General features: G+C 58.1%; 25 protein-coding genes. 2 read left to right on the plus strand and 23 right to left on the minus strand.

Translation table 11 applies throughout. The features are described from left to right. Positions 1-216 precede the first annotated feature (216 nt). Genes MHX61_RS04315 through rlmN form a run of 3 tightly spaced genes read right to left on the minus strand, consistent with a single transcriptional unit; the run spans position 217 to position 3,788 of the window. Positions 217-1,809, minus strand: a complete 1,593-nt coding sequence (locus MHX61_RS04315) for a hypothetical protein (RefSeq protein ID WP_239193082.1) — start codon at positions 1,807-1,809, stop codon at positions 217-219. A gap of 5 nt (positions 1,810-1,814) precedes the next feature. Beyond that, a complete protein-coding gene (locus MHX61_RS04320) occupies positions 1,815-2,645 on the minus strand; it encodes an ABC transporter ATP-binding protein (protein ID WP_239193084.1) in 831 nt (276 codons plus the stop codon). 18 nt (positions 2,646-2,663) lie between these two features. Continuing rightward, positions 2,664-3,788 (minus strand): 23S rRNA (adenine(2503)-C(2))-methyltransferase RlmN, encoded by a 1,125-nt coding sequence (gene rlmN, locus MHX61_RS04325; RefSeq protein ID WP_239193086.1) that lies wholly within the window; start codon positions 3,786-3,788, stop codon positions 2,664-2,666. 82 nt (positions 3,789-3,870) lie between these two features. On the opposite strand from rlmN, the gene MHX61_RS04330 reads away from it, so the two are divergent. Next, a complete protein-coding gene (locus MHX61_RS04330) occupies positions 3,871-4,278 on the plus strand; it encodes a lipopolysaccharide assembly LapA domain-containing protein (RefSeq protein WP_239193088.1) in 408 nt (135 codons plus the stop codon). 83 nt (positions 4,279-4,361) lie between these two features. Here MHX61_RS04330 and MHX61_RS04335 read toward each other — a convergent pair whose 3' ends face one another. From MHX61_RS04335 to rpsB, 5 genes are all read right to left on the minus strand, one after another. Then, entirely contained in the window at positions 4,362-5,264 is a 903-nt protein-coding gene (locus MHX61_RS04335) for a phosphatidate cytidylyltransferase (RefSeq protein WP_239193090.1), read from the minus strand. A gap of 124 nt (positions 5,265-5,388) precedes the next feature. Then, the gene (gene frr / locus MHX61_RS04340; RefSeq protein ID WP_005325221.1) at positions 5,389-5,946 is read right to left on the minus strand and encodes a ribosome recycling factor; all 558 of its coding nucleotides are present in this window, start codon (positions 5,944-5,946) and stop codon (positions 5,389-5,391) included. Between the two features lie 71 nt (positions 5,947-6,017). Continuing rightward, entirely contained in the window at positions 6,018-6,704 is a 687-nt protein-coding gene (pyrH, locus tag MHX61_RS04345; protein ID WP_023027755.1) for a UMP kinase, read from the minus strand. Between the two features lie 265 nt (positions 6,705-6,969). Beyond that, positions 6,970-7,782 (minus strand): translation elongation factor Ts, encoded by an 813-nt coding sequence (gene tsf, locus MHX61_RS04350; RefSeq protein WP_005325225.1) that lies wholly within the window; start codon positions 7,780-7,782, stop codon positions 6,970-6,972. Between the two features lie 299 nt (positions 7,783-8,081). Further along, entirely contained in the window at positions 8,082-8,915 is an 834-nt protein-coding gene (gene rpsB, locus MHX61_RS04355) for a 30S ribosomal protein S2 (protein ID WP_005325233.1), read from the minus strand. 378 nt (positions 8,916-9,293) lie between these two features. Here rpsB and MHX61_RS04360 point away from each other — a divergent pair, with 378 nt between their 5' ends. After that, a complete protein-coding gene (locus MHX61_RS04360; protein ID WP_239193092.1) occupies positions 9,294-9,815 on the plus strand; it encodes a M23 family metallopeptidase in 522 nt (173 codons plus the stop codon). On the opposite strand, the gene MHX61_RS04365 is transcribed toward MHX61_RS04360, so the two are convergent. From MHX61_RS04365 to rimM, 15 genes are all read right to left on the minus strand, one after another. Then, entirely contained in the window at positions 9,812-10,729 is a 918-nt protein-coding gene (locus tag MHX61_RS04365; protein WP_239193094.1) for a tyrosine recombinase XerC, read from the minus strand. The two genes, MHX61_RS04360 and MHX61_RS04365, sit on opposite strands and share 4 nt — an antisense overlap. 35 nt (positions 10,730-10,764) lie before the next feature. Beyond that, the gene (gene dprA / locus MHX61_RS04370) at positions 10,765-11,946 is read right to left on the minus strand and encodes a DNA-processing protein DprA (protein WP_239193096.1); all 1,182 of its coding nucleotides are present in this window, start codon (positions 11,944-11,946) and stop codon (positions 10,765-10,767) included. Next, complete coding sequence (locus MHX61_RS04375; RefSeq protein ID WP_239193098.1) at positions 11,943-13,505, minus strand: YifB family Mg chelatase-like AAA ATPase; 1,563 nt, start codon at positions 13,503-13,505, stop codon at positions 11,943-11,945. Before MHX61_RS04375 ends, dprA begins: the two co-directional genes overlap by 4 nt. Continuing rightward, a complete protein-coding gene (locus MHX61_RS04380) occupies positions 13,492-13,890 on the minus strand; it encodes a YraN family protein (RefSeq protein WP_239193100.1) in 399 nt (132 codons plus the stop codon). Before MHX61_RS04380 ends, MHX61_RS04375 begins: the two co-directional genes overlap by 14 nt. 170 nt (positions 13,891-14,060) lie before the next feature. Further along, positions 14,061-14,366: a DUF2469 domain-containing protein gene (locus tag MHX61_RS04385; RefSeq protein ID WP_005325239.1), complete on the minus strand. Its 306-nt coding sequence runs from the start codon at positions 14,364-14,366 to the stop codon at positions 14,061-14,063. 62 nt (positions 14,367-14,428) lie between these two features. Continuing rightward, positions 14,429-15,070: a ribonuclease HII gene (locus MHX61_RS04390; RefSeq protein WP_239193102.1), complete on the minus strand. Its 642-nt coding sequence runs from the start codon at positions 15,068-15,070 to the stop codon at positions 14,429-14,431. Beyond that, positions 15,057-15,794, minus strand: coding sequence for a signal peptidase I (gene lepB, locus MHX61_RS04395; RefSeq protein ID WP_204608521.1), 738 nt, complete (start codon positions 15,792-15,794; stop codon positions 15,057-15,059). The genes MHX61_RS04390 and lepB (MHX61_RS04395) overlap by 14 nt, the downstream gene beginning before the upstream one ends. Continuing rightward, positions 15,772-16,575 carry a signal peptidase I gene (gene lepB, locus MHX61_RS04400; protein ID WP_239193104.1) on the minus strand — a complete coding sequence of 268 codons (804 nt, stop codon included), beginning with the start codon at positions 16,573-16,575 and terminating at the stop codon, positions 15,772-15,774. Before lepB (MHX61_RS04400) ends, lepB (MHX61_RS04395) begins: the two co-directional genes overlap by 23 nt. Positions 16,576-16,760: 185 nt before the next feature. Beyond that, entirely contained in the window at positions 16,761-17,105 is a 345-nt protein-coding gene (gene rplS, locus MHX61_RS04405) for a 50S ribosomal protein L19 (protein WP_005325245.1), read from the minus strand. Positions 17,106-17,260: 155 nt separating this feature from the next. Beyond that, positions 17,261-19,375: a YhgE/Pip domain-containing protein gene (locus MHX61_RS04410; RefSeq protein WP_239193106.1), complete on the minus strand. Its 2,115-nt coding sequence runs from the start codon at positions 19,373-19,375 to the stop codon at positions 17,261-17,263. A gap of 193 nt (positions 19,376-19,568) precedes the next feature. Beyond that, a complete protein-coding gene (locus MHX61_RS04415; RefSeq protein ID WP_239193108.1) occupies positions 19,569-21,905 on the minus strand; it encodes a Tex family protein in 2,337 nt (778 codons plus the stop codon). A 146-nt stretch (positions 21,906-22,051) separates the two neighbouring features. Further along, entirely contained in the window at positions 22,052-22,690 is a 639-nt protein-coding gene (locus MHX61_RS04420; RefSeq protein WP_239193109.1) for a hypothetical protein, read from the minus strand. A gap of 121 nt (positions 22,691-22,811) precedes the next feature. Beyond that, positions 22,812-23,186 (minus strand): hypothetical protein, encoded by a 375-nt coding sequence (locus MHX61_RS04425; protein WP_239193110.1) that lies wholly within the window; start codon positions 23,184-23,186, stop codon positions 22,812-22,814. Then, positions 23,186-24,058, minus strand: a complete 873-nt coding sequence (gene trmD, locus MHX61_RS04430) for a tRNA (guanosine(37)-N1)-methyltransferase TrmD (RefSeq protein WP_239193111.1) — start codon at positions 24,056-24,058, stop codon at positions 23,186-23,188. Before trmD ends, MHX61_RS04425 begins: the two co-directional genes overlap by 1 nt. Further along, complete coding sequence (gene rimM, locus MHX61_RS04435) at positions 24,055-24,552, minus strand: ribosome maturation factor RimM (protein WP_239193112.1); 498 nt, start codon at positions 24,550-24,552, stop codon at positions 24,055-24,057. Before rimM ends, trmD begins: the two co-directional genes overlap by 4 nt. Positions 24,553-24,584 lie beyond the last annotated feature (32 nt).

The following is a 24,584-nucleotide window of genomic DNA, read 5'->3' on the forward strand; positions in this document are numbered from 1 at the left end:
ATTCCGATGGATTGAACACGAAACGCGCGGATATAAGCACCAAGACCTTATATCCGCCCGATTTACCCAACCTGAGCAGCAAGATCACTGTAACTCAGACACACTTTTTGCTACTTAACCCACACATCCTGTCGTTTAGGCCCCACTCCCAGCCCCACGGACCCAATCGCGTCCCGGGAGGGCCGCGATGGAGCTACTGTCGCGCGGACAAAAGGTTTAAGACACCCAGTGCCCCACCTTGGCGTATATTTCAGGCAAGGAGTTGTCCACGCGTTTGCCGCTTACCCGGAGGGCAACGATATAACACGCAACTGGAACCGCAATGACGAGGATAAACCCCAGCGCAACCAGTACCATATTCGAGCCGTAGCCGATTGCCATTGGGATGATTCCAGGGATAATCGGCGTCCAGCCGATAAACAGGCTCAAGATTGCGCTTAAGAAGGCGCTGGCCGAGTAGCCGGATTTATCTGCCCACATATTGCCACCGGGCCGCGCGGTGGCAAAGGGATTAAAGGTAGAAAGCAGCAATGACAATCCTGCAGAAGAAATGAAAATTCCCAGTGCGACCACCATCAAGCACCCGGTGAGCGCTTTGTCGGCGCTCACCGCGAAAAGCACCGCCGCCGAGAGGACGAAAGTTATGGCTGTGGGCGCCAGGTGCGCCCAGTGCCGCGCGTAGAGAAACGTGCGCGGACGAACTGGTGCGGCCATCTTTACCCACAGGCTTGGACCGTCATAGCCAAAATCATTTGTGGCTACAATTCCGCCGAAGAGTCCCAGAAATAGCACTCCTATAGAAGGCATGACGGAATCAGTAGTAAAGCCCTGAATGATAAAAACCATTGCCAAAATCGGCTGCATGATGATGGTGCCGATTAGGCGAGAGTCGCGGAAGATGTAGCGCAGCGAGCGCGTAAATTCCATCGCAGCCGGACCGCGATAGGAAAAGGTGCCCAAGGAAAAGCGGCTTATCCCTTTGGCCTTTTCGCGGCGTTGGTGCGCCGGCGTGAAGAGTGTGCGGCGCTCGAACTGCAGGCGCAGCAACCGGTGCCACGCCCAGATGGCTGCGCCCAGCGACGCCGCGGCGATGAGAAACTGCAATAAGGCCACTACTGGTTCGCCTTGGGCGAGCGCGAGCGCCCAGCCCACAGGTGCGCCTACGGGCGTCCACGCCAGACCCTCGCCCACAGTTCCCAATGGGAAGTCAGAGCCAGCGAGGGAAGCAAGCCGATTCGAACCAAAGATGAGCAAGAACACCGCCAGCACACCCAATACTTTGAGAGTGGTCGAGCTTAGCTCCGCGACAGTAGCCCCGGCGTAGACCGCGAGGTCCACTAGAACCAGCGTCAGAACTAAGGCAAAGAGCATGCCCAGGCAGAAGGGCAGGATAAACAATGCCTTACCATTGGCCGCCAAGATCACACTTCCCGCCACCGCATAGGCGATGGAGAGAAGGACAGATACAGGTGCTCGCAGATTAAGTACTGAGGCAATAGCTAGTGCCGGTGTGATGTCTTTTAACCGCACCGGCAACGCGGAGAGCTCACGGGCAGAAAGCTGATTCTCCCCGCTGGGCATGATGAGGGTGATAACGATAAAGGCAAGCGTGCCTACAGCAGGGGCCACGGTAAGGGCTTGCACGTTCCCAGTTCCAATGGAGATATCTGCCGCAGCAAGAGCTCCTAGCGACGCAAGGCCGATGAGTCCGTAGAGCAGTAGACAGATAGGGATCATGATCGCCGCGGCATTCGCCTTGAGATTGCGCGCCCACAGTGTGCGGTGCAGCTTGAGGAGCGTCGAAGTCATTGAGCTTACGCCTCCCCTTCCCCGCGCTGCGGCTCGCCGCCTTCACGGCGCAGCCAATCGAAAGAGCCCGCATCAAAGTCACGCCCACCGGCAAAGTGAATGAAGGCATCCGTCAGGCTACCCCCTTGGCGCACCTCCTCCACATGGCCAGCAGATAGCACCTGTCCTCCCGCGATAATGGCCACATGATCACACAAGCCCTCCACCAATTGCATGACGTGTGAAGACAGGATTACGGTGCCACCGCGGGCGGCATAGGCGCGCAAGAGCTCCTGAATGAGCTGGCCAGAGACCGGGTCCACCGCTTCCAAAGGCTCGTCGAGGATCACGACTTCCGGATTATGCAAAAGCGCACCTGCCAAAAGGATCTTCTTAGTCATGCCTGCGGAATAGTCCGCGATGGGTTTATCGGCGGCGTCGGCAAGCTGCAAGGCATCCAGCAGCTGTGCACTGCGGTGCTCCACCTCGGCTTGGTTCATGCTGCGCAATGCGCCTAGATAATACAGGTACTCTGGGCCTGACAAGCGGTCAAAGACGGGAGCACCATCAATGAGCAGGCCCATGGCCGCCTTGGCCGCAATCGGTTCCTGCCACGTATTGTGCCCGGCGATGAACGCCTCACCGCTATCGGGGCGCAGCAGGCCACACGCCATGGTCAGCATGGTGGTCTTGCCAGCGCCGTTCGGGCCAACGATGCCATAAATAGAGCCCCGCGGGATGTCGAGGCTCAAATTCGACACCGCGGGGCGTCCAGCGAAAGATTTATTCAGACCGCGCACGGCAAAGGCCTGCGCGGTGGGGTCATCTGCAAGCGGCGGATAATTCGGAATAATCATATCCGCCAATGTTATCAGTTAGGCGGACTTATCTTCCCGTTCATCCGCTGCGAGCTGACCACACGCTGCCGCAATCTCATCGCCCTTGGTATCGCGCACCGTGCAAGGAACGCCCTGGGCCTGCACGCGGCGCACGAACTCGTCCTGGCGGTCTTGTGGGGCTGCATCCCACTCCGAGCCCGGCGTGGGGTTCAGCGGAATGACATTGACGTGAACCTTGGAGCCCAACTTTTGATGCAGCTTGCGGCCCAGCATATCCGCGCGGAAATCCTGATCATTCTTATCACGAATCAGGGCATACTCAATGGACACGCGGCGAGCAGACTTATCCGCGTAATAACGCGCAGCATCGAGCACCTCATCGACGGACCAGCGGTTATTGACCGGCACGAGGCCATCGCGCAGCTCATCATCCGGAGTGTGCAAGGAAACGGCGAGCGTGCAGGCCAAATCCTCGTCCGCCAGCTTACGAATTGCCGGAGCCAAGCCCACGGTAGACACGGTCACGTTGCGCTGGGAAAGACCAAAGCCGGCACCATCCTGGCCGGTAATCTGACGCACAGCCTGTACCACGCGCTTGTAGTTGGCCAGTGGCTCACCCATGCCCATGAAGACCACGTTGGACAGGCGGCCGCCTTCTGCCGCCATTGCGGCTGCAGCATGGCGGAACTGCTCAACGATCTCGCCCGTGGACAAGTTACGGTCCAGACCGCCCTGGCCGGTAGCGCAGAACGGGCAGGCCATACCGCAGCCGGCCTGGGAGGAAATACACAACGTAGCGCGTCCTGGGTAGCGCATCAGAACCGACTCCAGCAGCGTGCCATCATGCAAACGCCACAGAGACTTAGTGGTCTCGCCGTCATCCGTGGAAGTAGTCCGGATAGGCTGCATGAGCTCAGGGAAGAAAGCTTCCTTGACTGCTTCGCGCTTGCCGGCGGGGATATCGGTCATATCCTCCACATTGTCGGTATAGTGCTCGTAATAGTGCTTAGCCAGCTGCTTTGCACGGAATTTAGGCAGGCCAATTTCTGCGAGCTTATCAATGCGCTCGCTTTCGGTCAGGTCCGCGAAGTGCTTAGGGGGAAGTCCGCGGCGCGGGGCGGAGAAGTTAAGTTTCACTGGTTGAGCCATAATGTTGCCCATCTTTCCACGGTCTGCGTGGGTTTTTCCAATTGAAAGCCGTGCCAAGTGGCATAATCGACAGGTTTAAAGAAATAATGGATGCATGACAAATCCGAATTACCCCGCAGATGACTTTTCTTCTTCCGACGCAGACCTCTCCTCGACGGAGATAAACACTTCTGCACGGGAAACCGGTCCTAGCCTAGAGCCGACGGTCTCTGACTCTACTTCTCACTCCACCCAGCCTTCCGGCAAAGCCAAGGGATCTTTCGCAGCCAGCACGTGGATCGCGCTCATCGTAGGTTTCCTGCTGCTGATTGTTCTCATTGTTTTCATCATGCAAAACCAGCACGAGGTTCCCATGAACTTCCTGGGCTGGTCCGGTGAGTTCCCTGCCGGAATTGCTTTCCTCATCTTCGCCATTGGCGGAGCGCTCATCATGGCGCTAGTCGGTGGCTGGCGCATGTTTGAGTTGCGCCGCCAACTTCGCAAGCAGGCTAAGCAGGTATAAGTCTCAAAAAGCCGCCTCTCCCCCTGTCCTGCATTCTTAGGACGGACTATTGGGGAGAGGCGGCTTTCGCGTACCCGCTGCTCCTATGGTGTAAACGTTGCCAGGAAGCTAATGGCCACCCAGGTAACCATGGCGGAAGGCAGCATGCCATCCAGACGGTCCATCAGTCCGCCATGACCTGGCAGCAAGGCCGACATATCCTTGATTCCGAGCTCACGCTTGAACTGTGATTCCACCAAGTCGCCCAAGGTGGCGCAAATGACAAGGCCAAGCCCCATCAGGCCACCCACCCAGGCATCGTGATGGAGCAGGAACTTCACGCTAAGCGCTCCGGTGACCACGCCAAAGAGGATGGACCCGGCAAAGCCCTCCCACGATTTCTTGGGGCTTACTGCAGGGGCCATTGGGTGCGAGCCAAACATCACGCCAGCGATATAGCCACCAGTATCGGAGGCCACCACGCACAACATGAAGACCACGATGGAAGCGGCACCACTGGCAAACGGAGTCGATACCAGCGATAGCATGGCTGCGAAAGTGGCAAAAAGCGGAATCCACGTCAGGACAAAAATGCCGACGGACATATCGCGCAGGTAGTTAATTGGCGGGCGATGGCGACCGTTATGGAAAAGCCGGCCGAACATAAGCGCCAGCACAGCGGTGACATAGACCGCCACAAGCCCGGGCGCGCCCAGTGGCCACGAGACCCACACCATGGCTTGGCCCAAAATAATGAGCAATGTGCGCGGAATATAGTAGGAATGCTCCCGCAGGCGGCTGAGCACCTCCCACATAGCAACGCCAGCTGCAAGGGCGACGACCGCGTACCACGCGAGCGGGCCGGCCCATACGGCGAGCACGACAAGTGCGCCAAGGCCTACGCCAACGCCGATAGCGGCCGGCAAATCGCGGCCTGCACCATTCTTCGGCTGTGGCAATCGGCGGTTAATGGCGTCACTCACCGTGACCGGCTCCTTTCGCTGCATCTTTTCGCGCCCCTGTTGACTTCTTCGGCGCCTTCGCCCCTACCCCGAACTTCGAAGCTGGAGACCGCGGAACAGAAAAAGCGCCGCCGGCCGGGGACAGGCACGGCGGCAATGACGGGAGGTCTTAGACCTCCATCAGCTCGTTTTCCTTATTTTCTACCAGCTTGTCCACCTGCTCGATGTAGCCGGAAGTAATCTTTTCCATTTCCTTTTCCGCAGCGATGACCTCGTCCTCGCCGGCGTCGCCGTCCTTCTGCAGCTTCTTCAACTGCTCCATGGCCTTGCGGCGGATATTACGGATAGCAATCTTGCCGTCCTCGCCCTTGCTCTTGGCCAGCTTCACCATTTCCTTACGGCGCTCCTCCGTCAGCTGCGGAACGGTCACGCGCAAAACCTGACCATCGTTGGTGGGATTCACGCCCAAATCCGAGTTACGGATGGAGTTTTCAATCTCATGAATCATGGACTGCTCATAAGGCTTGATGAGCAGCATGCGCGGCTCCGGCACGGAAATGGTAGCCATCTGGGTAATCGGGGTAGGTACACCGTAGTATTCGGCTACCAAGCCGTTGAACATGGTGGGGTTCGCGCGGCCGGTACGAATGGTCACCAGCTGCTCGCGGGTGTGCTCGACGGAAGCGGTCATGTGCTCTTCTGCTTCGAGCTGAATCTCATCGATCATGAGGTTAAATCATCCTTAAACGAATAGGGGTGGCTGTATAAAAAGGTAGCAGGTTCGCGGCCCTTACAGTATTAGGACTGCACCAGCGTGCCGATAACTTCGCCGCCTGCGGCGCGGGCGATATTGCCCTCCTCCAGCAGGTTAAAGACCAAAATCGGCATATCATTGTCCATGCACAGGCTAAAGGCCGTGGCATCTGCAACCTTGAGGCCCTTTTCAATGACCTCACGCGGAGTGATTTCAGAGTACAGTTCTGCATCCGGGTTGGTGCGTGGGTCATCGGAGTAGACTCCGTCGACTGCCTTGGCCAAGAAAAGAACCTCGGCGCCAATTTCCAGGGCGCGCTGCGCGGCAGTGGTATCCGTGGAGAAGTACGGCATGCCCATGCCGGCGCCAAAGATAACCACGCGACCCTTTTCCAGGTGGCGGTCAGCGCGCAGCGGCAGGTACGGCTCGGCAATCTGCGCCATGTTGATGGAGGTCTGCACGCGGCAGTCGACGCCCTGCTGCTTGAGGAAGTCCTGCAATGCAAGGGAATTCATTACCGTGCCCAGCATGCCCATGTAGTCCGAGCGAGCACGATCCATGCCGCGCTGGGAAAGCTCCGCGCCACGGAAGAAGTTTCCGCCGCCGATAACCACTGCAATCTCGATTCCTTGGCGGGAAACCTCGGCGATTTGGCGGGCTACGTTTTCAACCACATCTGGGTCGATGCCGACCTTGCCGCCGCCGAACATCTCACCGCCCAGCTTCAGCATTACTCGCTTGTATCCGGTTCGCTTAATATCTGCGGCAGTCACGCCTACTTCGTCTCCTTAACGCGGGGCAGTTTCAATCTCCGCCCTATCTTACCCATATATCTTTCGCATCCTCACACCGCCCGCCGGTGCAGGCCAGTAGGCAATTGCGACGTGCCGGTCCCTTTCCTGCGGATTGTCCATCCGCACGAGTCGGCACGGTGAGCGCACAACAAAGCCCACGAAGGATAGTCCTTCGTGGGCTAGTTGTTAAAGCGCGGTGGGCTTAAGCGCCAACCTCGTAGCGAACGAAGCCGGTGATGGTGGTGCCAGCTTCTTCAGCAACCTGCTTTACGGTCTTCTTGTTATCAGACAGGGAAGCCTGCTCAAGCAGAACGATGGACTTGAAGAAGCCGTTCAGGCGGCCTTCCACGATCTTCGGCAGGGCTGCCTCTGGCTTGCCCTCCTCACGAGTGGTGGCCTCAGCGATCTCGCGTTCCTTCTCGACGATCTCTGCAGGAACGTCCTCGCGGGTGAGGTACTCAGCGTTCATTGCAGCAATCTGCAGGGCTGCAGCGTGAGCGCCTTCCTCGCTGCCCTCGTAGGAAACCAGGACGCCCACTGCCGGCGGCAGGTCAGCGGAACGCTGGTGCAGGTAGACGGCAACGTTGTCGCCCTCTACGGTAACTGCACGGCGTGCCTGCAGCTTCTCACCGGTCTTTGCGGACTCCTCGTCCACGACCTCGGAGACCTTCTTGCCGTCGATCTCAATGTTGTTGAGCTCGTCAGCGGAGTTTGCCTTGGCCTCAGCAGCAGCGTCAGCAATCTTGGCTGCGAAGGTCTTGAAAGCCTCGTTCTTAGCAACGAAGTCGGTCTCACAGTTGATCTCGACCATGGTGTTGCCGGAAACGGCGATGAGACCCTCGGTAGCCTCACGGTCAGCGCGCTTGGAGACGTTCTTAGCGCCCTTGATGCGCAGGTACTCAACGGCCTTATCGTAGTCGCCGTTGGACTCTTCCAGAGCCTTCTTGCAATCGAGCATGCCGGAGCCGGTAGCTTCGCGCAGTGCCTTGACGTCTGCAGCAGTGTAGTTCGCCATAGTTGGGGCGATCCTCCTTGAAAATCAAACAGTGTTCGTTCAAACAGCGTAGTCGACGCGGTGAAATCGCGCCGCTTTAGGGTGGCAGAAACCACCCCTTTCCCACCTCTGCATAAAGGTGGAGCTGGCTTCAGCAGAACCCAGCATAGATAAAACCAACCCCCGCCGCCGTTAAAGCACGGTGGCGGGGGTTGGTAAACAGCCTTGGGCAGGAATTACTCCCTTGCTGCCCCACACCAAAAGTGCGTGGGGTATTCAGTTAAACGCAGGTAAGGAAGATTCCTAGCGAGAAGTTAAGACTACTTCTCAGCCTTGTCTGCGGATGCTTCCTCAGACTTTTCCGCGGAAGCCGGGTCGGAAGCTGCGGCAGCTGCCTCAGCGTCACGCTTTTCCTTCTCAGCGGAGTCGCCGGCAGCTTCCTTAGCTGCAGCCAGCTGACGCTCCTCACGAGCCTTCTTGCCTTCCTCAACAGCGGAGGCAACGATGCCGGAGAGCAGCTTGGTGGAGCGGATGGCGTCGTCGTTGCCCGGGATCGGGAAGTCAACGTCGTCCGGGTCGCAGTTGGTGTCCAGGATGGCAACAACCGGGATGTTCAGCTTGTGAGCTTCCTTGACCGCGATGTGCTCCTTGTTGGTATCAACAATCCACAGTGCGGACGGGGTCTTGGCCATATCGGAGATGCCACCCAGAACGCGCTCAAGCTTGGCGCGCTCACGGTTGAGCATGAGAACTTCCTTCTTGGTGCGGCCCTTGTAGCCGTCCTCACGCTCATCCATTGCCTGAAGCTCCTTCATGCGCTTCAGACGCTTGGAAACGGTCTGGAAGTTGGTGAGCATGCCGCCCAACCAGCGGTGGTTGACGTAAGGCATACCGACGCGGGTTGCTTCCTCAGCAACTGCTTCCTGAGCCTGCTTCTTGGTACCAACGAACAGGATGGTGCCGCCGTGTGCAACGGTTTCCTTGACGAACTCGTAAGCCTCGTCAATGTAGGTCAGCGTCTGCTGCAGGTCGATGATGTAGATGCCGTTACGGTCGGTGAAGATGAAACGACGCATCTTCGGATTCCAGCGACGGGTCTGGTGGCCAAAGTGCACACCAGCGTCGAGGAGCTCGCGCATGGTTACAACTGCCATGATTCGCTCGCTTTCTTTTATCTTGTCTTTCGGTTTTCCAATTGTGCGGTGTTTTATTCCGCACCCTAGCAACGAAGGCCCCGCTGACACCTTGTTTCCAAGGACCACGTCAACCGTCAGGCTGTCTCTTCCTTCCAGCAGGAAGCGACAACTTCGCCGCGCGTAGTCAATGCCTCCACGAGGTGGACACACTGCTGCCACAAAGAATAATCCCCATACGCTGGTTTTTCCAAACCGAAGTCAGCTTATCCACATCTTCGCCGCAGCCACTTTGCCTCAATCGTCACAACCAGCTCAACCACATCATGCAACCCAAGTTGTCCACAACTAAAGGAGAACTCACTTCCCAGCCGCTTGCCTCCGGCGGACACTGTGCCCATGAATCAGTTTCTTTCCCCCTCCACATTTCCCGCTTGCCGACGCCCCGCCTTCCTCCCCGCCGCTTTCCTCACCCTTCTTTCGCTTCTTATTTTGTGTTGCCCACCGGCCACGGCCTATGTCGACCCTGCTTCCGGCAAACCTAGCCCGGCGCGGGTGCTGCGTGGATTCGATGCCCCAGAACAGAAGTGGAGCCCTGGCCACCGCGGCGTCGACATGGCCCTATCGGTGGGCTCACCGGTGGTAGCCGCCGAAGACGGCGAAGTCGCCTTTGTGGGCACGGTTGCTGGCAAACCAGTTGTCTCCATTGACCACGCGGATGGAGTGAGAACGACGTATCAGCCAGTGCACGGCTCCGTAAAGCAGGGCCAAGAAGTCCGCGAGGGCCAAGTGATAGGCCGTTTAGGCAATCCCGTCGATGGCTATCCCGGACTGCACTGGGGCGCACTCATTGCCAAAGATACCTACATCGATCCTTTAACCCTGCTGGATATGCCGGTAATTCGCCTCAAACCGCTTTAGGCTCGGGGATGGGCTTGGTCGTATACGCGCTGCAAGCGCTGCGCGGACACGTGGGTATAAATCTGCGTGGTATTAAGCGAGGAGTGTCCCAGCAATTCTTGCACTACGCGCAAATCTGCCCCGCCTTCCAAAAGGTGGGTTGCGGCAGAGTGGCGCACCCCGTGCGGGGTAAGCCCCTGTGTACCAGTGACTTTGGCGGCCTTTTCTACAATGCGGCGCACCTGGCGTTGATCGATGCGCCCTCCCCTGCTGCCAACAAAAACCGCTTCAGTACCGGCCGCAGCGATTTCTCCACGGCCTTTGTCAATCCACTGCTTTAAGGCGTCTTCCGCTGCATGCCCGAAAGGCACTACGCGCTGCTTATTGCCCTTACCGGTGACGTGCAAGGTACCACGTTGAAAATCAATATCGCCTAAGTCCAGCCGGACCAACTCCGCCACGCGCGTACCGGAGGCGTAGAGCAACTCCAAGATGGCGCTATCGCGAAGGAAGTGGACTTCATCTGCAGAGACCGCATTGCCCATAAGCTCGCCGGCCTGCTCAGGAGCGAGAACCGTGGGAAGGTGACGCCCCACTTTGGGCGTAACTAGGCGGGCAGCAACGTCTCGCTTCAGGTGCCCTTCGCGCACTGCCCAAGTAGAAAAACCCTTCGCTGCCGCGGTGCGCCGTGCCAGGGTGGAACGCGACTTTCCTTCCGTAACAGCTTCTGCCAACCATTGGCGCAGGCTGTTGAGGTCAAACTCCGCGAAGGTAGGCACACTGCGTGCAAGGTCGCGCAAGTCGGAGCGATACCCGCGCACCGTCGCTTCTGCGCGGCCTTTGACATGTAGTTGGAAATCCGCGAAGTCCTCAATGGCCTCAGCCATCTGCCCCTCAACTTTCGGAGCCTTCGCGGACTTACCATCTTCACTCATGCCACAGCAGTGTACTCGCCATACGCAGGTGTCATTTATTCCGTTTCCCGGCGCGCCCAGGTATTGCCATGCCGGACGACAACGCACATCTTTTCCAGTGCCAGTAGTAAGTGAACTGTCAGCGGTAAACGGAATCCCGCTTCGCGGGCAATGTCCTCAGCCGTTGCTTTCTCCTGCCCTAGCGGTGGCGTCGCGTCAAAGACGCGCAACTCATTGCGGGAGAGGCGTTGGGTCATGGTTGCCGCAAAATTGATTTCGTACTGTGCGCCTGGGTCCACTTCCCCGGCGCGACTTACTAAAGCGCGAATTTCATCGGCACTGGTAACCAACTGTGCACGGCCTTCTTGAATGCGCTGGTGGCAGCCCAACGAACCGCTAGTAGTTATTGGTCCCGGCACCGCCATCGCAACGCGCCCAAGCGCCTCTGCCCAGTTAAGGGTGTTTAATGCACCAGATCGAAACGCGGCCTCCATAACTACTGTGCCGTGGCTCAGCGCTGCCACTAAGCGATTCCGCGTTAGGAACCGGTGGCGCTTCGGCGCGGTTTCCGGCGCGAATTCAGAGATGATGCAACCGTTGTCCGCAATCTTGGCGAATAAGTTGGCATTGCGGGCTGGGTAGTCCCTATCGATGCCACACGCTGCTATGGCTACCGTGCGCCCGTTGTTGTGCAGGGCGGTTTCGTGCGCGACGGTATCCACTCCCAGCGCGCCGCCGGATATTGGAGTCCATTCATGCTGAACCAATCCGGACACGACGTTGTGGGTGGCCTGCCAGCCATAGCGAGAAATGGCACGAGTACCGACGATAGCTACAGCTTGAGCAACCTCTGCCTGCAATGGCGCACCGCGCACCCATAGGCTATGCGGCGGCAATGCTTGGTCATCAAAAGTAGCTGGGGCCTCCCCGCTGTGCTGATAGAAGCCGAATGCAGAGTCAAACTCCTCTGTAGGCCACTCAGGGCTTTCTGCCGTAATGAGCCGAGCCCCGACCCTTTCGGCTGCCGCCATATCTTCGGCTTGCCGCAACCAGTCATAGCGAGAGGCCGTGCGCGCCAAAAGCGGGCCTATCCAGTCAGCACGGTGAAAGATTCCGTGGGCGATTTCCTCAGCTGGGTACTGCGTAAGCAAGGCCTGCAACGCCGCAGAAGGACCTTCCACCACTCGGTTGAGGTATACCCAGGTGGCATAAGGAGTAGAGAGGTCAAGTTCGCTCATGCTGCGAGCCTCCCTACATTAATTGAGCCGCGTAGATCGAGCGCGCGCCCCACTTCGTCCAGATCCGGCTGCGCCTTTCCTGCTAGATCCGCCAGGGTCCAGGAGAGCTTCAATACGCGGTCCACTCCGCGCTGGGATATTTCGCCATCTGCCAAATAAGCGGACAGCATGACCATCGCGGCTTCGGCGGCCGGTCTCTTTCGGCGCAAATAGGACGAAGGGACTTCGCCATTGGTTCGCGCAGTGATGCCATCCGCCCACCAGCGCGCGGCGGCGCGTTCACGGGCCGCGGCGACGCGCTCGGCGATAACTGCGGATTCCTCTTCTCCCTCCGCGTTAATCGTTGCCGCCTGACCCGTTAGCGTGACCACCATATCCAGACGGTCTCGTAGCGGACCGGAGAGGTTGGATAGATAGTTCATGCGCTCGTGCGGATTGCACCTGCACTTGGACGGGTCTTCGGCCGCACACCTACACGGGTTTGCCGCCATGACCAATTGGAAGCGAGCAGGATAAGTTACCTCGCGGCGCGAGCGCGCCAACCGCACGTGTCCTTCCTCCAGCGGGGCACGCAAACCATCGAGTACCGGCGCGGCTACCTCACTGGCCTCGTCGAGAAAGAGCACACCATTGTGAGCCAAGCTCACCGCACCAGGGCGCGGATGTCCGGAACCGCCACCAAGTAATGCCGCCCGAGTAACCGAGGCATGCGGGGCGATGAACGGGGCGCGCTCGATAACCTCACCTGGGGTCCCGGTCAGCGAATGAATTGCAGTGGTTTCGACCTGCTGGTCCGGGGTAAGGGTAGGCAGAATGGTGGGCAGACGCGAGGCGATCATGGATTTTCCTGACCCAGGCGGCCCAATCATCATCAGGTGGTGGCCGCCGGCGGCCGCAACCTCGGCAGCCCATTTCGCATTGGATTGACCAGCAATATCGCTAAAGTCGAGGCGCGATGCCGCCGCTGGCGTGGGGTTGAGGGAACCCGAAAAACTTCCAGCTTGCGGCAGCCCACGATTACCGCAGGCCCAGCCGAAAGCCTCCTTCAACGACGAAGCAACCAGTACGTCCATGTCCGGCACCAATGTGGCCTCGGCGGCATTGCCAGGCGGAACAATAAGAGTTGTTATTCCCTGTTCCCGTGCGGCAAGAAGAGCGGGGATAATGCCTGCTACAGACCGAACGGAGCCGTCGAGACCAAGCTCGCCCAGTACCAAGGTGCGCTGGAGACGTTGGGCGGGCGAGGGAGTGCTGCCATAAGACGGAAAGTCGGCCTCCGCCTGTGCCGCGAGGATTGCCAGCGCTATGGGTAGGTCAAAGTGGGACCCGGATTTGGGAAGCGAAGCCGGGGACATGGAAACAACCACTTTGGTCTTGGGCCAGGGCAGATGGGCATTAAAGGCTGCGGTCTTGATTCGGTCCCGGGATTCGGAGATTGCGGTATCCGTCTGGCCTACAACGTGAATTCCCGGCAGTCCGTGACCGACGTTCGCTTCCACGTCAACCAACTGGGCTAGAACTCCGTTGAGGGACATAGTCAAACAATTACCTAGAGCCATCTTCGACCCCCTTGAAGTGTTCCAGCACGAATCCTTTCCCCTGCGCGACCAAGGCAATGACATCGAATCGCACCTCAGACAGTGGCTTTCCATCAAGCCACTGCGCCGCGGCTTTGCGCAGGCGCGCGAGCTTCTGCGGGGTTACGGCCTCAGCTACCCCGTAGTTGGAATTGGCGCGGGTCTTAACCTCAACAAAGACAATGGTTCCGTTAGGTTCCCGGGCGATGAGGTCGATTTCTCCCACTCGATAAGAGACGTTGGCAGCGATGATTTCCGCCCCGCGCTCGCGCAGATAGCGCGCTGCGAAGGCCTCTCCCCTTTTGCCTAAGACTTGTTTATGACGAGGCTTCTTTGTGGCCAAGCAGTGTTCTGAATTAAAGTGCATTGCGGTTTCCTTGTGCGTTGGGAAATTCATTGGCCAGCACAGAACACCGCAGCTGGTAAGGCTTACACAAGGGACGCAGTAACAAAAGGGCCCTAGCTGTGGATAACTAGGCTCTGCAACTCTGTTATCCACAGCTAGGGCGCGGCGCCGTGTGCGCCGGCTTGACAAAATTATTCCGGCATCATGAATTCCGGCTTATCCAGCTCCTCGATGTTTACGTCCTTGTAGGTGATAACGCGGACGTAGCGCACAAAGCGCGCGGAGCGGTACATATCCCATACCCAAGCATCAGACATGCGCACCTCGTAGTAGACATCAGGCCCAGAGGTATGCGGAATAAGCTCTACCGCATTAGCCAGATAAAAGCGCCGCTCAGTTTCAACGACATAGGAAAACTGGCTGACAACGTCCCGGTACTCGCGGTAGAGGGACAGCTCTACCTCAGCCTCGTAGTTATCGAGTTCCTCTGCACTCACGGTGGACCTCCAGGTTGTGGGTTAGCTCGCTTTAGCTTAGCGCGAGAAAGGCTAGATTTTAGCTAGGCACGCGCGGCAAACTCCGCATGAGCGCGCCGGACATTCTCATAGCTCATCCGGTGCTCCGGGCACGCTCCAAGCGCCGCAATTGCGGCCTCGTGTGCCTTGGTTCCGTACCCCTTATGGCTGCCTAACCCGTAGCCGGGGTACCGCGCATCCAGCTCGTGCATCAGGTGGTCGCGGCTGACTTTGGCCAATACACTCGCTGCGGCAATGCACCGTGCGGCCGCATCGCCGCCGATAATGGGCAGGTGGGGTTGGGTAAGGCCGGGGATAAAGAGGGCGTCGGTAAGCACATAGCCCGGACGCGCTTCCAGGCGCGCAACTGCCCTGCGCATGCCGGAAATATTGGCGTGTTGGATGCCGCGCTTATCGATGTCCCCCGCACCAATATGCACTACAGACCAGTCCACAGCCTTGTCTTTAATGAGTGGAAAGAGCTTCTCACGCTGTTTGGGGGTGAGCTTCTTGGAGTCAGTAAGCTCTGCCAACTCCTTGATTGGCCGATCAGGCATCACACAAGCCGCGATGGTAATTGGTCCACAGCAGGCGCCGCGCCCAGCCTCATCTACGCCGGCTACCGGACCTAAACCGGCCTTGCTCAATGCGACCTCGTAGGTGCGTCGCTGTTTAAGCCGCCGCATGCGAAATTTCCGGGTGCTCCACCCCGCCCCAACGCGAAAGCGGCAAAATGACGGCCTCAACGCGCCCGCGGACGTTGTCTACCGGCACGGTGCCCTGCAGGTGGTCACCCAAGTGTGCACGGGAATCGAGGGAGTTGGTGCGATTATCACCCATCACCCAAAGGTTTCCCTCGGGGACGGTGACCGGGCCAAAATACTCGCCACCGCACTCCTGCGAGCCCACGCTGGGGTCTACGGGAATCTCCGGCGGATCGAGGACGAAGGATTGGTCAATAGGCTTTCCGTTCACCATGACCGCAGGGTCGCCAGCCTGACAGCTCACCGTCTGCCCGCCGGTAGCAATGACGCGCTTTACCAGGATATTTTCCCCATTGGGAAGCAGCCCTACGGCCGCCAAGGCATTTTGCGCGCCGCGCACAAAAATATTGTGCGAGCGATTGACCTCAAACTCGTTATTCCACGACTCGGGCCCTTCAAAAACCACCACCTCCCCGGGCTTGGGGTCCGTGAAGTAGTAGCTGACCTTTTGCACGGCAATGCGATCATTTTTGCAGCCGGGACACCCGTGCAGGGTCGGTTCCATCGAAGCAGAAGGAATGACATACATCCGCCCCACCAGCGCCTGCAGGAGTACTAGCAGGACAAAGCCTGCCACCACGGGGATGAGAAAATCCCGGGTGCGCAGGCGTTGGGAGGAAGGCTTATTCCTGAATGTCCGGGTCATCGACCCCACCAATGCGGGTAAACGGCCAGAATACGAATTTCACCTTGCCGCGGACGTTTTCTACTGGAACCGTGCCGTGGAACTTATCGGTCATGTGGTAACGAGAATCGGCCGAAGCAGTACGGTTATCGCCCATCACCCAGATATTGCCCTCCGGTACCTCGACGGGACCAAAGTACGGACCACCGCAGGCCTCCGAGCCGGTCGACTCATCTACCGGGTACGTTGGCGGGTCTTGCACATAGTCTTGCTCGATGGGTTTGCCATCTACCATGACGGCAGAATCGCCCTCCTGGCAGGACACCGTCTGTCCGCCGGTAGCAACCACACGCTTGACCAGGGTGTTTTCGTCTGGCGGTGCCAAGGATACGAAGCTCAACGCATCCTGCACGCCATGAATGATCGGATTGGACGAGCGCGGTGAGACGTAGCTGGAATTCCAGTCCTCGGTGCCCTTGAATACGACGACATCGCCTGGTTCTGGCTCGCCGTCACCGTAGTAAGAGATCTTTTCTGTAAAGATACGGTCATTCGTGCAGCCCTCGCAGCCGTGGAGGGTCGGCTCCATCGAACCCGACGGGATCACATACTGCCGGCCGATAAAGTTCTGGAATAGTCCGACGATCACGAGAACCGTCGCCACTACCAGAAGGGTTTCCAGCAGCCACGGCATATCTTTTTTCTTAGTCGCCTCTTTGCCTTGCTGGGTGGCGTCGCCCTGTACTGGGTGGGCCCCCTCGCCTTCTGGCGACTGTTCCTGCGAGATGCTGTCTTTATTCACGCGCTAGATCCTAGCAACCCCATGTCCGGATTCCGGCCTTATCCCCCTCGCGGCAGGAGGATTCACAGACAACTTTCCGTTTAGATCAGGGCTTCCAACTGTGAATTAAGCGAAATTGGGCATAGAAAAATCCTCCTGCATCCACAGTTGGGTGCAGGAGGAAGCTGGCGCGCAGCGCGCTAGTACTAGCGACGCTCCTTGATGCGAGCCTTCTTGCCGCGCAGATCGCGCAGGTAGTAGAGCTTCGCACGGCGGACGCGGCCACGGCGGGAGACCTTGATGGACTCCAGGTTCGGGGAGTGAACCGGGAAGGTACGCTCAACGCCGATACCGAAGGAGACCTTACGGACAGTGAAGGTCTCACGGATGCCGGAACCCTGGCGACGGATGCAGATGCCCTTGAAGAGCTGTGCACGCTCGTTGTTGCCCTCGATAACCTTTACGTTAACGTCGAGGGTATCGCCTGGGCGGAAGGACGGGATATCGTCGCGCAGCTGTGCTGCATCGACCTTGTCAATAATGTTGGACATGCCAATATTCCTTTTCAGTTTGGGACAGAGGACCCTAGCGGCGTACTGCCTAACCGGTTCGTGCCCGTTACATAGAACGGTGCACTATTTTTCCACATCCACCGGCAGGAACCAAATTTCTCCCCAGCACTACTTTCTCCCCCCCCCCTCCCAAGCTACGCCGCCGCAGCAGCCGGGAAGCGGACTAGGTGCTCATCCAGGATTTTCGCCGTACCCAAGTGACGCGCGCGGAAGACCACATATGAGGCGAAAAGTGCGATCAGGGTAAATCCGAGCAGCGCTGCCATTCCAGTCCAGAACGTCGCATCATGAATCCCATCAGTGGCACGCGTGAATGCGCCTTTGGCGTAGGTCATCGGGTGGAAAGGATGCATCAAACTCAACGGGCGGGGAATCGCGGCCACCGGCCACACACCACCAAAGACCATCACACCGAGGGCGAAAATTCCCGCAGCAAAGATGCCACCAATCTTTCGCCCAAAAGTCACGTGGAAGAACTGGTAAGTCGCCGCACCCACCACTGCGATCGCTGCTACTACCCCGAGAATCATGGACCAGCTAGCCGGTGCCCACCCCAAAGTTGCTGACATCAGCGCCATAAAGGCAAGGACAATGAAGTTGAGCACGGTCAGCGTGATGAACGCAGACAATATTCCGCGCGCAGGATGCGCAACTGGGGTTCCTTTACGGCCGAGGTAATAGGGAAACACCATAGCCACCAGCAGCATGACGAGGAAGCCAAAGACGAGCACTAAGAGCAAAGAGGCACCGCCGGTGACGTCCTTGCGGGTGGGGTCCGTGGAGCTTATTGCTGTTTGGACTGGGTGCACATTGGACGCGGTGAAGTTAATGGGAACGGCCATGTTTTGAGCTGAGTCTTCCGGTTTGGAGATAGATGGCGCTTTGGCTGCACCATCTGCCAGCTTCTGTGAGAGCTCACCAGAACCGGCCTTTAGCTTATCCATACCACCCTTGAGCTCGGCACCACCGGCTGCCAAGCGGTCTGTTCCCGTCTTCAGGGTGCCAGTCCCGTCGTGGAGGCGGCTCGCGCCATCGTGCAGCTGAGCGGCGCCGGTGCCAAGTTCGCCAACGCCGCTGTGTAGCTCCTTCGTGCCATCAGCTAGACGGTGCGCTCCGCCATTGAGTTTGTTCATGCCGCCCAGATACTCCGAATTAGGATCTGAAAGGTTGTAGTACAGCTGACCGGTACCATTAGAAAGTTGCTCTAGTTTATCCACCATGTTGCCACTCGTGGCCGGATCAAGTTTGGATACGAGCGAGTGGAGCTGTTCAGCCTGCTGCCCCATACCCAAGTTACGCAGCACCTCTACCAGTTGCGACAGGGCAGGAACCACGACCTGGGCCTGTTTGAGCACTGGGATAAGCATTCCCGTGAGCTGATTGACTCCACCATCGATCTGGCCGGCACCGTCGGCGAGACGGCCGGTGCCAGCAAGCAGCTTATCGGAACCTTCAGCAAGTTGTGTGGCACCGTCATCCAGGCGAGCGGCACCTTCATCGAGTCGCCCGACTCCCTCATTGAGACGGTTTGTGCCATCAAGCAGCGCACCAGTTCCATCATGTAGCTTTCCTGCACCGGCTCCCAGCTGACCTATGCCGGCGACCGCACGACCTCCACCTTCTTGTAGCTTCCCGGCACCTTCATCAAGACGTCTAGCACCATCGGCGGCAGTGCCTATTCCATCACTTAGCTTATTGAGCCCTTCTATTACCTGGTCAGCGTATTTTTTCGAGATTGCATTTTCCACGCTGGTTTGCACCTGCGGGATTAGGCTCGAAGAAATAACGGAGCCGTTAGTTCCGTAATAGTCATTGCTAGCGAAGTGAATTTCAGGTTTGACGGGCTTATCACTGATGATGGACACCGCTTTTTTGGAAAAGTCCTCAGGGATGGTCACCACCAGGAGATATTTGCCTTTAATCAGCCCTTGATCCCCCTCATCCTTATTCACCTCTGCGAAATTCAGGTAATCGGTATCCAGCAGCCCTTCTACCACCTGAACGCCGTAGTTGGTATCAACGCCTTGCTTGTTGACGCCCGCGTCTTCATTCACCACCGCTAGGTCGATTTTGCGCATGTATTTGGATGGGTCCCACATCGCCCACATCATGGTTCCGGCAATAATAATGGGTGCAACCAGGAAGAACACGATGAACAACCGTGCCAATGCACTGCGCGGACGCCAGTCCAATACGCGGTGCCAACCCAACACTCCCCTGCCATGGCTGGCTTTAGCAGCTTTGCTCATTTCCCTCTCCTTGTAATTAAAATGGCACCAAGCGTCTTTTATTTAGTTTTGGCAAACTTACCATTTTGAAACAATCTCGGCGCGCATTGGACCCCACGTCGTGGAGGAATTCTCCCCTCTGGAATGTATAAGCTCCCACCGTCCGCAACGATGGGAGCAAAAAGCAGCAGGTAGAAAGGCTAGTCCACGACGATTAGAAGCCTGCCTTCTTCAAGGCATCGGCCATGGCTCCACCACCACCGGAGCCACCTCGACCGCCAGTGCGGCCGCGCGAGCCGTCCCGGGATCCGCGCCCAGATTTGTGGCCAGAGCGCTTTCCTTCGCCCCTGGCTCCGGATTTGGCGGAACCGCGTGGGGAATCACCGCGGCGTTTAGGGGCCGGCTGCCCCGGTTCATCATCCAAACGGAGGGAGAGACCGATGCGCTGGCGCTCCACATCAACCTCCATGACCTTCACCTTGACCACCTGGCCAGAGCGCACGACCTCGTGCGGATCGGAGACAAACTTGTGGCTCATGGCAGAAACGTGGACGAGGCCATCCTGATGGACTCCGACATCCACGAAGGCGCCAAATGCCGCCACGTTTGTCACCGTGCCCTCGAGAATCATGCCCGGGGTGAGATCGGAGACTTTATGTACGCCTTCTTTAAAGGTGGCGGTCTTGAACTCAGGGCGCGGGTCGCGTCCGGGTTTATCCAGCTCGGCGATGATATCGGTCACCGTAGGAATGCCGAAAGTCTCGTCTGCAAAGTCTGCTGGCGCCAGCATGCTGAGTACGCGGGTATTGCCAATAAGTTCAGAAATCCCCAGGCCCGTCTTCTCCGCGATGCGGGAGACGACAGGATAGGCCTCTGGGTGTACGGCAGAGGAATCCAGCGGATCGGTACCGCCGTTGATGCGGAGAAAGCCCGCAGACTGTTCAAAGGCCTTAGGCCCCAGACGCGGTACCTTCTTCAGTTCCTTGCGGGAAGAAAAAGAACCGTGTTCATTGCGGTAGGAAACGATATTGGCGGCGATAGTGGAATTGACACCCGCTACGCGCTCAAGCAGCGGGACGGAAGCGGTATTGAGATCTACGCCCACACCATTTACCGCACTTTCCACGACGCCATCAAGGGTGCGAGCGAGCGCCGTCTGGTTAACGTCGTGCTGGTACTGCCCCACACCAATAGCCTTGGGATCGATCTTGACCAGCTCAGCCAAAGGATCCTGCAAGCGGCGAGCGATGGAAACCGCACCGCGCAGCGAGACATCCATGTCGGGGAATTCCTCCGCTGCAAGCGGCGAGGCTGAGTAGACCGAGGCGCCGGACTCCGAAACCACCACAGGAGTGGGTCGCTGACCCCCAGCTTGCTTAATAAGGTCCGCAATTTCCTGAGCAAGCTTCTCGGTCTCACGGGAGGCGGTGCCGTTGCCGATGGCCATAAGGTCTACAGAATGCTTGGCGCACAGGGCCGATAGCGTCTGAACTGCTAGGCTCCACTGGTTCTGCGGCTGATGCGGGTAGACAATGGCGGTATCGAGCACCTTGCCGGTTTTGTCCACTACCGCGCACTTCACACCATTGCGGTAACCCGGATCCAAGCCGATGGTGGCACGCTGGCCAGCAGGTGCCGCGAGCAGCACGTCGCGCAAATTGGTGGCAAAGATCTTCAGCGCGCCTTCCTCCGCAATCTCTTTCAGCCGCATGCGAACGTCCAGGCTGGAGGAAATATAGAGCTTGGTGCGCCAGCCCCAATGGACGGCGTCGGCAAGCCACTTGGAGGAGCGATCCAGCTCGAAGCGGGAGGCGATTACATCCTCGTAATCGGCGTCATCGCCGGCATCTAGTTGCAGCTGGAGCACTCCCTCATTCTCGCCACGCAGCAGCGCCAAGATGCGGTGCGAAGGCAGCTTGTGGAAGGGCTCGTTGAAATCGAAGTAATCCTTAAACTTCGCGCCTTCGGCCTCCTTGCCCTCAACAACGTGCGCGCCCATGGAGCCTTCAGTGAACATGCGCTCGCGTACTTCACCCACCAGGTCCGCGTCGAGCGCGAAGCGGTCCACCAAGATGGCCCGGGCGCCGTCGAGGGCCTTCTTGGTGTCCTCAAAGCCCTCGGTGGTAAAGGCCTGTGCCAACTCTTCTGGAGCGGCGTTGGGATCCGCAATGAGCTTATCGGTCAGCTCCTCAAGGCCGGCTTCGCGGGCTATATCGGCCTTGGTTTTGCGGCGTTTCTTATACGGCAGATACAAATCTTCTAGGCGCGCTTTGGTCTCGCAGGCAAGGATTTGCTCCTTGAGGGCGTCGCCAAGCTTGCCCTGCTCTTCAATCGCCGCAAGGATGGTCTCCTTGCGCTCCTGTAGTTCCTTTAGATAGTTCGCGCGCTCTTCAATGGTGCGCAGCTGGGAGTCATCCAGCCCACCGGTGGCCTCCTTGCGATAGCGGGCAATAAAGGGCACTGTATTGCCCTCCGCAAGCAGCTGCAACGCGGTAGAAACCTGCGATTCCTTGACGTTGAGCTCGGCGGCGATAGTGGCCGCAATATTCACGTGGTCTCCTCACTCTTTCTCGAGGTTTGGGATTAGACCCACCCAATTTACCGCACGGCCCCTCCACTGCCTTCGCTTGCCGACGCCCCCTAGACGCACAAAACCTCCTTTCCCAGTAAGGGAAAGGAGGTTGCTGCGGCGCGCTCTTAGTAGATAACCACGCGGGCGTTATCGCCGCCGGAGCAGGAAACGCGCGAAGAGCTACCGGAGCAGTACATGGTGTAGGTACCACCGGTGGCCGGCGAGTAGACGCTCAAGGTAGCGCCGGTGCCGCCGCCGGCGACCCAGTTATTCATAAACGCGGTATAGACGTTGCTGGCAAAACCGCTGGAGGTTTTGCTGGTAGCTGGATAGTAGCTAGTGAAGTCACTCCAAGAGTGCCCATTGCTGCTGCCAGAAGACGCTGCCTGTGCCGGCGCTGGAGCTGGAGCATCCTTAGTCTTGGTCACCGTGACCGGGCTGGAATCTTCATCCTCATCCTCAGCATCGTCCTTGGACGAGGAACCGGAGTGCTTGCTAGATCCGGAGCCGGAGCCGCTATTGGCATCAGCCTGCTGGAATTGACTATCGGCGGCCGCGCTAGTCGATGCATCATCCTTGTTATTGGTCACGAACATGATGACCATGGCGGCCACCGCGATGACCGCCACAATTGCTGCGATAATTGCCGCGATGGTGGCGCCGCCTACGCCACCGCTTTGCTGCGGCTGGGAATAATACTGCTGATTGTACTGAGGCGGCTGCTGGTTATATCCACCATAGTTATTGCCATTGGGAGCCGTCATAATTCAGGGACCACCTTGGGAATAGGAATCTAGAGGGAATGTCCCCTTCACTATAACCTTAGAAGGCATATGCGCTGCAGTTTAGGCATGAAAAAGCGCTAAATAATTGTCCAGATTCCGCTTATAACCCAGAATCCGCCCGCCACACCGCCGGGGCACCAAGCCCCATCTCCGTAAAACCGATTTCCGCACTGCCTACCCACGAGGCTGCCGGCGGCAAGCAGTCTGCTACCGAGGAAGCCACAGTGGCCAGGGGCTGCGTGGTCTCTCCGTTTACGATGAGCCGCCACACCGGTATTCCTTGTGGCCACTGACCGCTCTTGAAGCGATACTCCTGCGCTAGCGGGCTGCTTTCCGAGGTTTCCTCCGCTACCTGGAGAGTGAAAATACTTAGCGGCTCAAAGCCCCGTGCACGCAGCTCCTCTGGCAATGCTTCGAGGCTTTTCGCCCACTCCTGGGTTACTAAGAGTACCGAGAGGTCAGCGCTTACCTCCATTAGCCTTCACCCTGGGTGTTGGCTTCTTGTTCCAACTGCGCGATGAAGGCCTTGTCGTCCTTATCGAGCTCAGCCGCCTCCAAAAGTTCGGGACGGCGTTGCCACGTGCGCAGCAATGCCTGTTCCCTCCGCCATTTGTCTACCAACCCGTGGTTTCCCGAGGTGAGCACCTCCGGCACGGCTAGGCCACGCCACTCTCGCGGCTTGGTATAGCTCGGGCCTTCCAAGAGACCATCAGAAAAAGAATCTTCCTCATGAGAGCGCTTATTTCCCAGCACGCCGGGGATGAGTCGCACTACTGCCTCAGCAATCACCAACGTTGCCACTTCCCCACCGATCAACACATAATCGCCGATGGAAACCTCGCGCACGCGGTAGCGTCGAGCGGCGTCATCCACCACGCGCTGATCGATGCCCTCATAACGCCCGCAGGCAAAAACAATGTGCCCCTCATTGGACCACGCCCGCGCATCTGCTTGGCTAAACGGTTTTCCGGTTGGCGTCGGCACGATAAGCAGTGGGAGGTCGCTATCCTCATCGGCCGTGGCATCAACCGCATAGGCTTGCGCCTCAACCCCTTCTAATTCATCGTGGCGCGGACGGTTTAGGTGTGGCAACGCAGACTCTAGATTGGGCGCACTTTCCCGCGTGGCGACGCTATCGAGCGCCGGCCCCCAAACGTCTGGCTTCATAACCATGCCGGGGCCACCACCGAACGGCGAGTCATCGACAGACTTATGCGCATCCGTAGCCCACTGCCGCAGATCGTGCACACCTACTTCAAGGCGACCTTGTTCAATGGCCTTGCCCAAAAGCGCATGCCGCAACGGGTCCAGGTACTCCGGAAAAATGGTGATGACGTCAAGCCTCATAGGTCAAGCAGTCCTTCCGGCGGATCGATGGTGCACGTTCCAGCCTCTAGGTTCGCCTCAGGAACAATGGCATGCACGAAGGGAATGAGCGCCTCCTTGCTGTTGTCGAGTTTTACCTCCAACAAATCTTGACTTCCGCCGTGGATGACCGATGTGACCTCACCGATCTCCTCGCCCGCCAGAAGTACGCGAAGCCCTTCCAGCTCGTGGTCATAAAAGCCATCATCATCACTGTCGAGCGGAGCGGCAAAGAACTTGGTACCACGTAGGCTATCCGCCACTGTTCGGTCTTTGATCTCTTCAAAGGTAACGAGCAGCCTTCCCTTATGGCTCCGGACCGCCTTGATAGTTAGTGTGTGCTCCTTCTTACCCTGCGTCCCCTGAAGAACTTCCCCTACCGCAAAGCGCACCTCCGGTTCATCCGTAGTGGCCTCGACTACGACTTCACCTTTCACGCCGTGCGATTTAATCACGCGACCAATCATCAATTCCATAGCGGAAAGTCTACAACACAGACCTCTTTGCC

The organism is Corynebacterium sp. ACRPF (assembly GCF_022347395.1).
Taxonomy (GTDB): Bacteria; Actinomycetota; Actinomycetes; order Mycobacteriales; family Mycobacteriaceae; genus Corynebacterium; species Corynebacterium tuberculostearicum_D.

Bases quoted from the DNA above. Each gene is read 5' to 3' on its own strand.
- MHX61_RS04315 (WP_239193082.1), bottom strand. From the start codon at position 1,809: ATGACTTCGACGCTCCTCAAGCTGCACCGCACACTGTGGGCGCGCAAT.
- MHX61_RS04320 (WP_239193084.1), bottom strand. From the start codon at position 2,645: ATGATTATTCCGAATTATCCGCCGCTTGCAGATGACCCCACCGCGCAG.
- rlmN (WP_239193086.1), bottom strand. From the start codon at position 3,788: ATGGGCAACATTATGGCTCAACCAGTGAAACTTAACTTCTCCGCCCCG.
- MHX61_RS04330 (WP_239193088.1), top strand. From the start codon at position 3,871: ATGACAAATCCGAATTACCCCGCAGATGACTTTTCTTCTTCCGACGCA.
- MHX61_RS04335 (WP_239193090.1), bottom strand. From the start codon at position 5,264: ATGCAGCGAAAGGAGCCGGTCACGGTGAGTGACGCCATTAACCGCCGA.
- frr (WP_005325221.1), bottom strand. From the start codon at position 5,946: ATGATCGATGAGATTCAGCTCGAAGCAGAAGAGCACATGACCGCTTCC.
- pyrH (WP_023027755.1), bottom strand. From the start codon at position 6,704: ATGCTGAAGCTGGGCGGTGAGATGTTCGGCGGCGGCAAGGTCGGCATC.
- tsf (WP_005325225.1), bottom strand. From the start codon at position 7,782: ATGGCGAACTACACTGCTGCAGACGTCAAGGCACTGCGCGAAGCTACC.
- rpsB (WP_005325233.1), bottom strand. From the start codon at position 8,915: ATGGCAGTTGTAACCATGCGCGAGCTCCTCGACGCTGGTGTGCACTTT.
- MHX61_RS04360 (WP_239193092.1), top strand. From the start codon at position 9,294: ATGAATCAGTTTCTTTCCCCCTCCACATTTCCCGCTTGCCGACGCCCC.
- MHX61_RS04365 (WP_239193094.1), bottom strand. From the start codon at position 10,729: ATGAGTGAAGATGGTAAGTCCGCGAAGGCTCCGAAAGTTGAGGGGCAG.
- dprA (WP_239193096.1), bottom strand. From the start codon at position 11,946: ATGAGCGAACTTGACCTCTCTACTCCTTATGCCACCTGGGTATACCTC.
- MHX61_RS04375 (WP_239193098.1), bottom strand. From the start codon at position 13,505: ATGGCTCTAGGTAATTGTTTGACTATGTCCCTCAACGGAGTTCTAGCC.
- MHX61_RS04380 (WP_239193100.1), bottom strand. From the start codon at position 13,890: ATGCACTTTAATTCAGAACACTGCTTGGCCACAAAGAAGCCTCGTCAT.
- MHX61_RS04390 (WP_239193102.1), bottom strand. From the start codon at position 15,070: ATGCGGCGGCTTAAACAGCGACGCACCTACGAGGTCGCATTGAGCAAG.
- lepB (WP_204608521.1), bottom strand. From the start codon at position 15,794: ATGACCCGGACATTCAGGAATAAGCCTTCCTCCCAACGCCTGCGCACC.
- rplS (WP_005325245.1), bottom strand. From the start codon at position 17,105: ATGTCCAACATTATTGACAAGGTCGATGCAGCACAGCTGCGCGACGAT.
- MHX61_RS04410 (WP_239193106.1), bottom strand. From the start codon at position 19,375: ATGAGCAAAGCTGCTAAAGCCAGCCATGGCAGGGGAGTGTTGGGTTGG.
- MHX61_RS04420 (WP_239193109.1), bottom strand. From the start codon at position 22,690: ATGACGGCTCCCAATGGCAATAACTATGGTGGATATAACCAGCAGCCG.
- MHX61_RS04425 (WP_239193110.1), bottom strand. From the start codon at position 23,186: ATGGAGGTAAGCGCTGACCTCTCGGTACTCTTAGTAACCCAGGAGTGG.
- trmD (WP_239193111.1), bottom strand. From the start codon at position 24,058: ATGAGGCTTGACGTCATCACCATTTTTCCGGAGTACCTGGACCCGTTG.
- rimM (WP_239193112.1), bottom strand. From the start codon at position 24,552: ATGGAATTGATGATTGGTCGCGTGATTAAATCGCACGGCGTGAAAGGT.